Origin of the sequence: uncultured Fibrobacter sp., assembly GCF_900316465.1 — a bacterium.
Classification (GTDB): Bacteria; Fibrobacterota; Fibrobacteria; order Fibrobacterales; family Fibrobacteraceae; genus Fibrobacter.
Window position 1 is genome coordinate 22,122 of record NZ_ONDD01000015.1, and the last position, 13,287, is coordinate 35,408.

Here is a 13,287-nt window from a genome sequence, read left to right on the forward strand (position 1 = left end):
AAAAGTTTGGATGGAATGAGATGGGTAAAACGAAAGTGATTCTGGCGAGCGGGTCTCCGCGGCGCAAAGAAATCTTGAACCTGATAGGCGTGAACTTTGAGGTGGTGGTCTCGAACGAAGAAGAAAAGCCGACTTCGACGAACCCGCTGGATTTTCCGAAAGAGAACGCCTCCATAAAGGCGCTTGCCGTTTCGCGCAAGATGCCTTCTGAAATCGTGCTTGGCTTTGACACTCTGGTGTTTCTGGACGGCCAGCCTTTGGGTAAGCCGCATTCCGAGGCGGAGGCCCTGGAAATGCTTTCGAAGCTTAATGGCAGATCGCACAAAGTAATAACTGGCGTGGCCATAGCCCATGGCGGACAAATTATTAAAGCGGAATGTGAGGAAACAGAGGTTGTTTTTAGAGACTGTTCCAAACAAGAACTCGAAAATTATGTAAATTCTAAGGACCCGATGGATAAGGCTGGCGCTTATGGAATTCAGACCGGTGGCGCAAGGCTTATCAAGGAAATCCGGGGGTGCTACTACAACGTGGTGGGTTTGCCTGTAGCGCGGATGCTCGAGATGTTGGTTGATATGAAGGTAGAGGTATAATGTCTAATCCAGCAGAAGAAATACGACCCGAAGAAAAACTGGGTCAGTTTATTGCAAGAGTTCGTGAAAGCCGCAAGATGACGGTGGAAGAACTTGCTGATTCAATTAAGCTTGGTGTCTCTTATATTAAGGCGATTGAAGCAGGCGACTGGAGAACGTTCCCGGTGGCTGCTTATGTACGTGGTTATTTACGTTCTATTTCTCACGTTTTGAATTTGAATGCCGACCAGGTGCTCAAGGCTTACAATGCCGAAAGCGGTGCTCCGGTTGAAACTGATTTTAACGATGTGTCGGCGGGCCGCAAGCTTGCTCCTCTCAAAGAGGGTGAAATCAAGAAAAAGAGCATGGCTGTCCCCGTGGTGCTCGTGCTTCTCGTACTGGCATTCCTAGTCGCATCTCATTTCTTGGATTTGGAATCCTTGGCTCAGCAGTCTAACGAACAGCAGCCCGCAGAAAAGCTCCCGGTTGCTGTCGAAGATTCCATGACCCAGGAAATTCCGGATGGTGCCGAGGCTGTTCCGGCTGATTCCATGGCTGCGGTTGATACTGCCGCTAAGGATTCTTCTGCAAACCAGGTCGCTGCCAATACGACGGTGAGCCAGGCTGTGGTGGATTCGGCTATCAAGAAGTCTGACTTGCCGGCATCTGCAACGATTTTCATTTCGTCTGATTCCAAGAAGGATACCGCAAAGGCTGCTGTTCCGACTACACCCAAGACTAGCAAGACGAATTTCGTGTTGATCGGTTCTGGTGAATCTCTTTCTTGGGTTGGCCTCAAGCGCCGCGAAGATGCTGATTCCTTCTTGAAGGAAGCAAACATTTCTAGAGCCGGTGTTCGCATGGTTTATAACACGAACGATACTTTGTGCGTAACTATCGGCGATCCGACGGCTATTGCCAAGATGCTCTTGAACGGTGTCGAAACTCCGCTCCCCGAAATGAAGTTCGGCCGCGTGACACGTTTCCGCGTGTATGGTGGCGTGATTGTTAAAAAGTAGAGGTCTATGATGCGTAGCACGACTCTCACTCGAAAGACCGGCGAAACCGATATTACCCTTTCTCTGAACCTGGATGATTCTACTCCGGGTAAGATTAGTTCCGGTAACGGCTTTCTGGACCACATGCTTAATTTGTTCCAAATTCATGGTGGAATCCACCTGGATTTGACTTGCGTGGGTGACGTCCATGTCGATATGCACCACAGCATGGAAGACATTGCGATTGTGCTTGGTCAGGCCTTGGTGGAATGCCTGGGCGACAAGAAGGGAATCGAACGCTACGGATTCTACTTTGTCCCGATGGACGAAGCTTTAAGCCGCGTTTGCATTGACTTCAGTAACCGCATTGGTTTTGTGTGGAACGTGAAGCTTCCGGCTGCCATGGCTGGCGGTATCGAAGCGAGCATGTTCGAACACTTCTTCAAGAGCCTTTGCGAAAATGCCCGCATGAACTTGCACGTGGAACTGTTCTATGGTAACGATAATCACCACTGCCTTGAAAGCATCTTCAAGGCGTTTGCTCGTGCAGTTGCGATGGCCATTGCTCCGAGCCGTACCGTGAAGGGCATTCCCAGCAGCAAGGGCGTGCTGTAATAATTACAATTTCGGTACTCTGACTTTGTCGCCGGCGTTCAAGTGTTCAAGCACGACGCCGGCGTTTACTGATTGTAGAGCCGAGAGAACGTAGAAGCGGGGGAGTCCTTGGACTCCTGCGCCGTAAGTGCGCTTTAACAGCTTGAACAGGTCGTCGTCTTCGTTTGCGGTGACTGTCTTGTAAAGGCTAGCGTTAGAGGGGTCGGACTGTAGCTTGGAAAGGGCGGTCGCGAACCGGTCTGCAAAAAGTTCGGCGGAATTGTCTGCCTTGGGGGCACTTGCCTGTTTTGCTCCCGCGGACTTGCCTGCGTGGTTCGCCTTCGGGGCAGCCTCTTTTTTGCCCGTGACAGAGCCCGGCAGTTTGAAAACTGGGGCGTCGAATACGTTCATGTTGATTTTGGCTTCGGCGTCAGCGCCCTTTTTAATGGGCTCCAGTGCCAAAATAGAGTCTAGCGAGGCGATGTAGGCGCTGTCGGGCCATTCGGTGAGCGGCATTTTCTGATCGGTTACGATGATTTTTGCCACGGGAGGTTCGCTCTCGCAGGCGATAAAAAGAGACGGAATAATTGTAAAAAATGCCGTAGAAAATCTATTCATGCTCCTAAAAATACCTAATTCCCTTGCCAAAATGGCGTATTTTTCTAAATTTTGGCTCTCAAAATCAACTACTTCATAGGAAGTTTAAAAATGAAAGAAGGTATCCACCCTAACTATCAACCGGTCGTGTTCGTCGATGCGAATACGGGTAAAGAATACATCACCCGCTCCACGAAGTCTTCCGCCGAAAAGAAGACTATCGATGGTGTTGAATATAGCGTAATTTCCTTGGAAATTACGGCTGATACCCATCCGTTCTGGACGGGCAAGCAGCATCGCGTGGATACGGCTGGCCGTATCGACCGCTTCAACAAGCGTTTCGCTGGCAACATCACTGGTGCAAAGCGTAAGACCCGCAAGGCTGCTCCTGCCAAGGCTGAAGACGCTGAATAATTACAGATAAATGAACGGCTCCCTTTGGAAAGAGGGGGCCTTTCTTCAAAAGGATTCAAATGAAAAAGCAACTCTTTATTGGTGCAGCCGCTCTCGTGGCTATGGCTATGACCGGTTGCCAGAAGACTGGTACTATCGAAGGTGTCGTTCTTGATCCGTTTACCGGCAAGGCTATCGAAATGCCGACCGTTTGGATGGATTCTACCATTTTCGGTACCCAGAACCCGAAGTACCCGTACAAGGGCGAACTGCAGCAGGGTAAGTTCAAGTTTGAAAAGGTTCCCGTTGGCGAATACCTGATCAAGGCCCGTCGTTCCAAGTACATTCTCGGCCAGCAGAAGATTGCTACCGACGAAAAGAACCCGAACCTCTCTGTGACTCTGTACGAATACAGCGACCAGATCAAGCCGGGTCTCTACAAGAGCGGTACGACCGAAGGTCCTGAAAAGATTGATAACCAGTGGGTTGTCTATTCTACAAGCTGCAGCGAATCCGTTGCCGGTTACCGTTTGACCATGCCGATTGCTACCGATGCCGCCAAGGTTCCGGGCAAGAAGGACAAAAAGAAGAAGAAGAAGGCCGATAAGGGCGCAGCCAAGGTTTCTAGCCTCCCGGCTCCGTTGGCAGTGGACGCTGCACTCAACGTGTTCTACGTGAATGCAAGCTCCGTGACTTCTCCGCTGGTCGTGACCTCCTACCCGGCTGTGGAAGGCAAGGTGGCTGACCATTCCGACTGCCAGGGCTTCGGCGCCGACGAAAAGACCGGTCTCTTTGTAGACAAGTCCAAGGGCACGACTCTGAATGTGGAATACAAGGCCGAAAACCTGTTCCAGGTGACGGGCACTCTTCCGTCTGGCAAGCAGATTCTTCAGCTCGCCCAGGATGGCAAGACCCTCCAGACCTACTACTTCCAGGTCAAGTAATTTTACGGCATAGGGCTTAGCCCTGTCTGTTGAATTTAGCGAAAGGCTCCGCTTTGCGGGGCCTTTTGCTGTATTGTGGGGCTGTTTTTTGCCGCGCAAGGCCTAGTGTAAAGAATTCGTTTGTTGATTTTTCGGGGTGTTTTGTATAGATTAGGGACATGGGAATTCGATTGGGAAAAATTGGCTTGGTATCTTTGGCGGCAATCGCTTTGTGCGCCTGTGAAGATAGTTCGAGTAATGCAACTGAACCGGTGCCGGAAAAGATTGAAGGGGCTACTGATGTTTCGTTGCCTAGTATTGATCTTGGCGATTATCTTTCTTCGTCCGCTTTAGCGTCGCTTTTGGAGGGCGATACACCGAATTCGTCTGCGATTGAACTTCCGCTTTCGTCTGAGTCGAATGCGCCGGAGTCTTCGGGGGCGGAGCAGCCGATTTCATCTGCTGAGATCGAAATGTCGTCGGGCGGGGTGATGCCGGGTTCTTCATCGACTGAAATGTCTTCAGGTGAGATGTTGCCGATATCGTCTTCGTCGAGAATTGTTCCTGATTTGTCTTCGGACTCGAGGCCGCCGCGTTCCTCGTCTTCCAAGATGGAACCGCCTCCGGAGTCTTCTTCTAGAATGGTGCCGCCCTCTTCTTCGAGCAATGGGCCTGCGCTTGACTTTAGCTTCTATAACGGTGCGGACATTTCGACGGTGCAGGAATACGAGCGCTGGGGTACCAAGTTCTACGATGTCGACGGCTCCGAAAAAGACATCTTTACGCTCCTGAAAGACCACGGATTCAATGCGATTCGCTTGAAGACTTTTGTGAGTCCGAAGGCGCAGTACGGTTATGCGGCGTCGGGCTGCGATCATGATGCCGAAAGTTATGCCGACAAGGACCACATTATCGCTTACGCCCAAAAGATCAAGGCGGCGGGCATGGCCTTCTTGCTTGACATTCATTACAGCGACAACTGGGCTGATCCGGGCAAGCAGATTATTCCTTCCCGCTGGCGCAACGTGAAAAGTTCCGATGCGATGGCGGATTCCGTATACAATTATACTTATGACTTGTTGAATTCCTTAAAGCAGGTGAATGCGACACCGGAGATGGTGCAAATCGGTAACGAAACCACGCCGGGCATTTTGATTCATGTGCCGAACAGCAAAACAGACTGCTGGGGCAACGGGGTAGACAAGGCATCTACTGCAATCAATGGTGATATGGGTACAAGTGCCGGCAAGGCCAATGCGGGCAAGTACTTTAAGGCGGGCATTCGCGCCGTCAAGGCGGTGTCGCAAAACATCAAGACGGTTCTTCATATCGAAAGCATCCGCAAAACAAACACGGTTAATTGGTGGATGGAAGAAATCTTCAAGAACCAGAAAATTCCTGCCGACGTGATGGGATTCTCGGCATACACTGCCTACGGTGATGACAAACCGGATAAATGGAATAGTTTGTTCAAAAGCTTGATTTCGACTTATCCGAATTTGGAATTCATCGTGGCCGAATACAACGGCGGTGAATCGGACAATACGTATTCTTACGATGGCTCACGCAAGAAGGCTGTCGATATGGTTCGCGGGCTAGATCGCTGGATTGGCGCCTTTTTCTGGGAACCTACTTTGAGTGGAGCCTGGGGGCCAGCGCTTTTTGACTGGGATGGCCCGAACATGAAGGCCAATAAGAAGGCTTTTGACGAGTACAAGGTGGAGTTTTAAGCGACACCATTGAGCCTTTTTTCTAAATTCAAAGTATGAATATTGAAGACTGGCGCAACCGTATTGATGAACTGAACGATGAACTGATTGCCCTTTTGAACAAGAGGGCGAGTTTCGCAGTGGAAATTGGTAAAATCAAGAAGCAAAAGGGACTCCCCGTGCTTGATGCTGCGCGCGAAGAGGCTGTTTTGAACGTGGTCGCCGAAAAAGCGAAAAAGGCGAATGGCCCCTTGCCTCCAGAATCGTTCAAGAACATTTTTAGAACCATTATTGACGAAACTTGCAAGGTAGAAGAATAATGCGGATTACCTTCGTTGGCTTTGGACTTTTGGCAAGTTCGGTAGCCGCTGCCATTAAGCAGGCAAAGTTGCCGACGGTGGTTCGTGCGGTGAGTAGCCCTGCAACGCTTGCCCGTGCAAAAGAACTGGGACTTGCCGATGAATTTTACGGCTACGACGAAATCAAGGACTGGGTTCCCGGTTCCGATGTGATTTTGCTTTGCGCCCCGATTCTCCATATTTTAAAAACCATCGAAAACTTGTCGCAGATGGATTTGTCGCTGCTGGAAGCTCAAAAGCAGATTCTGGTGAGCGATATCGGATCGACCAAGGTGGAAATTTGTAAGGCGGGTGCCAAGCTCCCGAAGCCGTTTGTGTTTGTGGGAAGCCACCCGATGGCGGGCTCCGAAAAGCGCACGCTTGAATACAACGATCCCTCGATTTTTGAAAATGCTTACTGGTTTGTGTGTCCGCCCGAAGGCGTAGATGAATCGGTGTACAAGCCGCTCTTGAACTTGATTTCGTTTGTGGGCGCAAATGCCGTGGTGTTCCCGCCGGAACATCATGACCGCACCATGGCTTGGGTATCGCACATGCCGCAGATGCTTTCGTCAACGCTCGCGGCGAGTATGCCTGAACGCTTGGTAAAGCCCAACTACCAGCATTACGCTGGTCGCGCCTTTAGAGACATGACGCGCATTGCCGCCTCTGGCTGGAACATGTGGCACGATATTGCCGTTACCAACCGCGACCAGACCGTGCTTGCGCTTAAAGAAGTGCGCGCCGGAATCGACAAGACGGTGGAGGCCATGGAAAGCCTGAAGGTAGTTTGTGAAGGCAAGCCCGCGGGCGATGATTGCTCTGCTGCGTTGGAGACGGTTTTCAAGGCCGGTAACGATGGCCGTGCAAGCTTGTTTGCTCCGGGCCGCAATGCCGCTGCCGCCTTCTCTGAAATTACGGTGCCCCTGAAAGATGTACCGGGTGCGCTGTTGCAGGTGTTGCAACCCCTAGCCGACAATAGTTTGAATATTCGCGATATAGAACTCATGAAGGTTCGCGAAAATATTGCAGGCACTTTGCTGCTTGCGTTTAAGACCCCTGAAGAGGCCCGCCGTGCCATGCAGATTTTGTTGCAGCTTGGTTACGACGTAAAGGAACGCTAATGGAATTTGTTTTAAACCCCGACCGCGAACGCATGGAGCTTGCGCTGGTGATGGCGCTGCTTGTAAATGGTCGTACCGTTTTTGAAGATTTTTCTTTTGCCGCAGGTGTAGAACCTTTTGCCGAGGCCCTCAAGGAATTTGGCCTGAATTATATGCAGCAAGGTCACCAGCTGGTGCTTGAAGGCAAGGGCTTTCAGTACGCGCTTCCGAGCATGCTCCCGATGGATTTGGGTGAATCGCGCTGCGTGATGCTTTGGACGCTTGCTTCTAAAGATGTCGATCAGATTTATACTTTTGCCGCCGAAAATGACGAAGCGGGAATTGCCAAGGTCGCACAAGCCAAGGAACTTTTGCAGAAGTATTTCAAGGTAAAGCCTGTCGACGATGAACCGGCGAAGTTTACGTTTACTTTTGCGCCCGAAGAAGTGGCAATTAAAAAGGATTCGCTCGGCAACGTGGCGACCGTGATGCGTAACCGCTTGCTTTTGCGTACGCTTATTCGCGGCGAATACCTGTCCTTCGAAGAAAAGGGCTCGGTACACGACCAGTGGACTAAAATGCTCATGTACTTTGGCGTGAATGTCAAGTACGAAAGCCGTGGCATGGAACAGTTGACCGAATTGGAACGCCGTATGATGATTGCGCGCGGCCAGAAGGTGGAACGTTCGCAGTTTACCGAAATTTCGGAAACCCAGGTGATTACAGGCCGCGACTACTACATTCCGGGCGATGCGACTGAGGCGATGGCCTTTGTCTTGCTCACAACGATTGCGGGCATTCCGAAGAATACCGAAGTCTGCCTCAAGAATGTGGATTTGAACAGTTCCCGCGCAGGAGCCCTCACTTGCCTCAAGCGCATGGGCGGTAATTTCGAAACCGTAAGCCGCCGTGAACGTTTTGGCGATGTCTATGGCGATATCATGGTGTATCCGCTTGCTTCGGGCAAACGCTTGCAGGGTAGGCGTTTCTCGGAAGATACGATGGCGACCGGAATTGAGGAATTTCCGTTCTTGGCGGTGGCCGCTTGCTTTGCCGAAGGCGAAACGATTTTGCGCATTCCCAAGGAATTGCGCGCCGAAATGCGCCCGATTAACGAAGCGCTGGCCGAAAACCTGCGCAAGACAGGCGCCGAAGTGGGCGTCTACGATGACGGTCTTGTGATTCGCGGGCTTGAAACGATTGTGAACGGTAGCGATTTTGACGGCGGAGACGTGCCGCAGAATGGCCTTGCGCTTTCGGTGCTTTCGATTGCACTTGAAAACGACGAGCCTGTGGCCAATTCCGAACTTGTTGAAGGTACTTACCCAGGTGTCTTGCAGAAACTTGGACAGCTTTTGGAAATGGCAACGGCAAAGCCTGAAACGGAGGTGTCGTAGTGAACAAGGTCAAAAAATTCCAATTCCGCACGATTGGTATCGTGGGCTGGAAAGACAAGAATCCGGATTTGACGCTTGCGCTCGACGTGATTTCGAAATGGGCGGTCGAGCATCCTCAGGTAACGTTCTGCGTGCTGAATAACCTGAAGGATCTGGTGCGCAAGCCCATCAAGATTGTCAAGGAAAGCGAACTTTGCAAGTCCGACTTGTTGCTTGCTATTGGCGGCGACGGCACTGTGCTTTCGGCGGCGCACATGGCGCTCGGGCACGACACGCCCATTCTGGGCGTGAACGCGGGTCGAGTCGGGTTCTTGGCCGAGACTCGTGTTGAAGGCCTTTCGCAGACTTTGGATAGCTTGCTTGCTGGCGACTTTTCGACCCGCGAGCGCATGATGATTGACGCGGTAGTTTACCACGGTAAAAAGCAGATTGCCAAGCAGACGGTGCTAAACGAGGTGCACGTTCGTGCGCACGCGCCCGAGCGCATGGTGAATGTGAGCGTGACTTACAATGGAACTGCTCTGACGGATTACTGGGCCGATTCCGTGCTCGTTTCGACTCCGACTGGCTCTACTGCCTACAACCTGGCGGCTGGTGGCCCGATCATTCACCCGGCAACGCCTGCAGTGGTGTTGACTCCGGTGGCAGCGAGCAGCCTTTCGGTGCGCCCGCTGGTGCTTTCGCTTTCGTCCAAGAAACTTCAGATGAAGTCGGCTGTCGATGGCCCGCTTGACCTGGTGTTCGATGGCCGTACCACGATTGTCTTGAAACCGAACGATGTGTTGACTCTTGCTGAAAGCAAGTCGGTGACGACGTTTATTCGCTTGCGCCATACGGGTTTTGTGGGCGCGCTTCGCGAAAAGCTTGGTTGGACGGGAAAACCGAGGCAGGTATAAGATGAAGAAATCTTTTGAATGGATTTTGGCGTTTGCAGTTGCGGGTCTGCTTTCGTTAGCAGGTTGCGCGGGCAGTCAGGGTGGCGACGACGCTTCGGGCGATGCGAGCATGAAGGATGCTCCGTGCCAGGAATGCGGAACCCGCGGCGATATCGAGCTCAAGATTTCAAACGAAAAGACCTACCGCGAATGGAACAAGAAGGCCTACAGCCGCATGGATTCGACGGCGGTGTGGGGCGTGTTCCCGGCGCTTTCGGTCAAGGCTGACCGCCCCGAAATATGCAAGTTCTGCCACAGCTACAGTGCGGACGCCTTGGATTTTGACCTGGCCCGCGTCGAAGATTCCCTGATGGTCAAGGCATTCCCCAAGATGCGTCGCGAACTCATGCTCCCGGGCATGCGCCTGCCCGATGCGGATTCTGCCTACGTCGATAGCCTTTCCAAGCTGCTTTTGAATTCGGTCTTTGCCGACGGTAAAAAGTTGAGCGATATGAGCCCGTGGCTGGACCGCGACGGGGTAGAGCAGGATATTTCCCGCGAACTTTCAAAGGATTTCAAGAACTTGCTGAATGCTTTAGCTAGCCGCTACGAACTGCGCTATGTGTCCATTCCGGTAGTGCTGAATGTGCGCATGGATACTGACCTCGGCAAGAGTGGAGGCTATACCTGGCAAACTCTTTGGACGCTTTGGGATGCCCGCTACGGGGAACTTGTGTTCCTCGTGTATTCGGAATTTACCGCTGCGACCACGAGCCGCGTGGCGCCTGAAAAAGAATGGGCGGAACCTTTCGCGTCCCGCCTCTGGAAAATGCTTTCGACTGACTTAAGCAAACTCGAAAATCACTAAAGCAAAAGCCCGGTTGACCGGGCTTTACTTTTATTTTTTCTTCTTTTTCTTCTTGTCCTTGGGCGGTGTGTAGTTGGAACCTACGGCGCCGCCATTGTTTTGCTTGCGGGCCATGTCGCCGACCTTCTTGAACATTTCCTTCATGGTTTCGTACTGCTTGAGCACGGCGTTCACGCGACCGATTTCGGTGCCGGAACCCTTGGCTACGCGTGCCTTGCGGCTGCCGTCCAGAATCTGCGGTTTCTTGCGTTCTTTGGGTGTCATGGAGCTGAGCACGGCTTCCACGTAAACCAGTTCCTTTTCGTCAATCTGGTCGATGGGGAGCTTGTTCAGGCCCGGAATCAAGCTCAGAATGTCCTTGATGCGGCCGAGCTTCTTGATGGTGCGCAACTGGTTCAAGAAATCGTTCAGGTCGAAGGTGTTGTTGAGAATCTTCTTCTTCAGGTCCTTGGCGTCTTTTTCGTCGATGACCTGCTGGGCTTTTTCCACGAGGCTCACCACGTCGCCCATGCCGAGGATTCGGCTGGCCATACGGTCGGGGTGGAACAGTTCAATTTCGGGGAGCTTTTCGCCGACACCGATAAAGCAGATGGGTACCCCCGTCATCTTCTTGATGCTGAGCGCTGCACCGCCACGGGTGTCACCGTCCATCTTCGAAAGGCAAACGCCCGTAAAGTTCAGACGGTTCCAGAAGGTTTCTGCCACATTCACCGCTTCCTGGCCGATCATGGCGTCGGCCACGAACAGAATTTCGTCCGGGTGAACGGCGTCGCGGGCCTTTTCCAGTTCCTGCATCAACTCTTCGTCGATCTGCAGGCGGCCTGCGGTATCGTAAATCACTAAGTCAAAGCCGTTGTCCTTGGCGTACTGGTAACCGTGCTTGATGATTTCGACCGGATTGCCCTGGCCTTCGTCGTAAACGGGAATGCCGATGGACTTGCCGAGCACTTGCAACTGCTTGATAGCGGCGGGGCGGTAAACGTCGGCGGCCACCAAAAGCGGCTTGCGCTTCTTTTTGCTGCGCATCCAGAGGGCGATTTTGCCAGCGAAGGTCGTCTTACCGGAACCCTGCAGGCCAACCATCATGATGCCGACCGGAGCCGGAGCGGAAAGGTTGATTTCCTTGGTTTCGCCACCCATCACGGCCACAAGTTCGTCGTGGATGATTTTCACAATCTGCTGACCGGGAGTCACCGAGGAAAGCACTTCGGAGCCCATGGCCTTTTCTTTAACGGCCTTAACGAAGTCGCGGGTCACGTTGAAGTTCACGTCGGCTTCGAGGAATGCACGGCGCACTTCGCGCAGCGATTCGGCGACGTTTTCTTCGGTGAGCTTGCCCTGCCCGCGCAGGTTCTTGAGAGTAGATTCTAGAGAGTCAGTCAGCTGTGAAAACATAGTGGGTCAAATATAGTAATTTCTTGCTTGGACTTTGAATTTGAGGTAAGCCGTTTGCTCACGATAAAATGAACTTGTTATAGAAAAAAGCTATCAATTGCCATGAAAAAATAGTATTGGACGTAAACCTCCGTAAAATCTAATATTGAGCCCGATTTAAAACGAATACAAACGGAGGCTTCAATGACAATTCATAATAATTTCGCTTTATTCTCGGCAGCAATTCTTGCTTCTACACTTTTCTTTGCCGCTTGCTCTGATGACTCAAGTAGCGCCCCCGAAGAAAAATCTTCTCACGAAGAAGAAACTTCCCACGAAGAGCACCATGGCCATCACATGGAAGAACCTAGCGCCGGTGACCTGACGCTTGGAGATGAAGATATTCAAGATGGATTCATTTTCTTGCAAGATACAACAATCAATGGGGTGCTGACGGTTTCTACGACAACACCAGGTGCAACGGTCCTAAAGAATGTCAAGGTGACCGGAAATTTGCTCATCAAGCGTTCTGGCCGTGTCGATTTTTCTGGAAGTGCCGATGTTGTTCATGTGGGGAGCAGTAATACGGATGTCTATGCCTTTGAAGATGAAGCTCAGGTGAACGGGCATCATTTTATGGGCAAGAACAATACCTTTACGACAAAGAGCTTTGCCGAGTACCAGAATGTCGATTGGACAGAAAAATCGGTTGACCTTGAAACGGGAATACATTTGGCCTATACAGTGACGGGTGATGAAAAGGGAACTCCGGTCGTATTGATTCACGGACTTACCGATGGTCGAGTTTCTTGGTCGCAGGTGGCACCGTCGCTTGCCCAAAAAGGCTATCGCGTTTATGTACCCGAATACCGCGGTAACGGAAAAACGGACAAGCCGATTGATGAATCTTCGTATTCTGTCGCTGAACTTGCAAGCGATATAGCAGCCTTTGTCGAAAAACTTGGCCTGAAAAAAGTTCACATTGTGGGTCATTCGCTTGGAGCCTTTATTGCTCAGGAATTATCCATCACGAACGCAGAAATTGTTTCTTCAATCACCTTGATTGGCTCGGGCGCTTCGGTCGACAAGAAAAATGCCACGCTGGATTGGCTTGTGAACGGTACCGACGATGAATCGTTCGATGGCATTTATGCATACGATTCGACCCAGAAACTCCCTGAAAGCTTTATTCAGGCGTGGGGCTACAGCACGAATCCGGATAAGGATTTTCAGGCCGCCAATCTGGAACACTTGAAACAAGTGCCTTACTATGTGTGGAAATACTTGGTCAAGAATCTTTTGAAAATTGATAATACCAAGCGCCTTTCTTCGATTGCGACGGATGTTCAAATCATATGGGGTACTAAAGATGCCTTGTTCGACAGCGAATCTCAGAAGACTTTGCAAAAGGGACTTTCTAAGGCAAAAAGTGTTGTCTTCCACGAAGTCGAAGGTGCCGATCACAATACCCATTGGGGCTCTGCCGAAGACGTGAAAACGGTAACGGGTTATATCGACGAATTTATTAAGAGTTTGAAAAAGTAAC

Annotated in this window: 14 protein-coding genes; 12 read left to right on the top strand and 2 right to left on the bottom strand. The window is 51.3% G+C overall.

Annotated elements, in window-relative coordinates; genetic code table 11:
• Positions 1 to 20 precede the first annotated feature (20 nt).
• Genes QZN53_RS07455 through hisB form a run of 3 tightly spaced genes read left to right on the top strand, consistent with a single transcriptional unit; the run spans position 21 to position 2,185 of the window.
• A complete protein-coding gene (locus QZN53_RS07455) occupies positions 21 to 593 on the top strand; it encodes a nucleoside triphosphate pyrophosphatase (protein ID WP_163438401.1) in 573 nt (190 codons plus the stop codon).
• Entirely contained in the window at positions 593 to 1,591 is a 999-nt protein-coding gene (locus QZN53_RS07460) for a helix-turn-helix domain-containing protein (protein ID WP_163438402.1), read from the top strand. The genes QZN53_RS07455 and QZN53_RS07460 overlap by 1 nt, the downstream gene beginning before the upstream one ends.
• A 9-nt stretch (positions 1,592 to 1,600) precedes the next feature.
• Entirely contained in the window at positions 1,601 to 2,185 is a 585-nt protein-coding gene (gene hisB, locus QZN53_RS07465) for an imidazoleglycerol-phosphate dehydratase HisB (protein ID WP_163438441.1), read from the top strand.
• A gap of 3 nt (positions 2,186 to 2,188) precedes the next feature.
• On the opposite strand, the gene QZN53_RS07470 is transcribed toward hisB, so the two are convergent.
• Positions 2,189 to 2,782 (bottom strand): hypothetical protein, encoded by a 594-nt coding sequence (locus tag QZN53_RS07470; RefSeq protein ID WP_163438403.1) that lies wholly within the window; start codon positions 2,780 to 2,782, stop codon positions 2,189 to 2,191.
• A gap of 90 nt (positions 2,783 to 2,872) precedes the next feature.
• Between QZN53_RS07470 and QZN53_RS07475 the strand changes: the two genes are divergently transcribed.
• From QZN53_RS07475 to QZN53_RS07510, 8 genes are all read left to right on the top strand, one after another.
• Entirely contained in the window at positions 2,873 to 3,175 is a 303-nt protein-coding gene (locus QZN53_RS07475) for a type B 50S ribosomal protein L31 (RefSeq protein ID WP_072977299.1), read from the top strand.
• Between the two features lie 59 nt (positions 3,176 to 3,234).
• A complete protein-coding gene (locus QZN53_RS07480; protein ID WP_088627640.1) occupies positions 3,235 to 4,098 on the top strand; it encodes a hypothetical protein in 864 nt (287 codons plus the stop codon).
• A gap of 158 nt (positions 4,099 to 4,256) precedes the next feature.
• On the top strand, positions 4,257 to 5,807 hold the full coding sequence (locus QZN53_RS07485) for a glycosyl hydrolase 53 family protein (RefSeq protein ID WP_294652273.1): 1,551 nt from the start codon (positions 4,257 to 4,259) through the stop codon (positions 5,805 to 5,807).
• Positions 5,808 to 5,842: 35 nt separating this feature from the next.
• Positions 5,843 to 6,106 carry a chorismate mutase gene (locus QZN53_RS07490; RefSeq protein ID WP_073057871.1) on the top strand — a complete coding sequence of 88 codons (264 nt, stop codon included), beginning with the start codon at positions 5,843 to 5,845 and terminating at the stop codon, positions 6,104 to 6,106.
• On the top strand, positions 6,106 to 7,248 hold the full coding sequence (locus QZN53_RS07495) for a prephenate dehydrogenase/arogenate dehydrogenase family protein (protein WP_163438404.1): 1,143 nt from the start codon (positions 6,106 to 6,108) through the stop codon (positions 7,246 to 7,248). Before QZN53_RS07490 ends, QZN53_RS07495 begins: the two co-directional genes overlap by 1 nt.
• Entirely contained in the window at positions 7,248 to 8,624 is a 1,377-nt protein-coding gene (locus QZN53_RS07500; RefSeq protein ID WP_163438405.1) for a 3-phosphoshikimate 1-carboxyvinyltransferase, read from the top strand. The genes QZN53_RS07495 and QZN53_RS07500 overlap by 1 nt, the downstream gene beginning before the upstream one ends.
• A complete protein-coding gene (locus tag QZN53_RS07505) occupies positions 8,624 to 9,520 on the top strand; it encodes an NAD(+)/NADH kinase (RefSeq protein ID WP_163438406.1) in 897 nt (298 codons plus the stop codon). The genes QZN53_RS07500 and QZN53_RS07505 overlap by 1 nt, the downstream gene beginning before the upstream one ends.
• A 1-nt stretch (position 9,521) precedes the next feature.
• On the top strand, positions 9,522 to 10,367 hold the full coding sequence (locus QZN53_RS07510; RefSeq protein WP_163438407.1) for a hypothetical protein: 846 nt from the start codon (positions 9,522 to 9,524) through the stop codon (positions 10,365 to 10,367).
• A 30-nt stretch (positions 10,368 to 10,397) separates the two neighbouring features.
• Here the strand turns inward: QZN53_RS07510 and ffh are convergent, their stop codons facing one another.
• Entirely contained in the window at positions 10,398 to 11,762 is a 1,365-nt protein-coding gene (gene ffh, locus QZN53_RS07515) for a signal recognition particle protein (protein WP_163438408.1), read from the bottom strand.
• 183 nt (positions 11,763 to 11,945) lie between these two features.
• Here ffh and QZN53_RS07520 point away from each other — a divergent pair, with 183 nt between their 5' ends.
• Entirely contained in the window at positions 11,946 to 13,286 is a 1,341-nt protein-coding gene (locus QZN53_RS07520) for an alpha/beta fold hydrolase (RefSeq protein ID WP_163438409.1), read from the top strand.
• Position 13,287 lies beyond the last annotated feature (1 nt).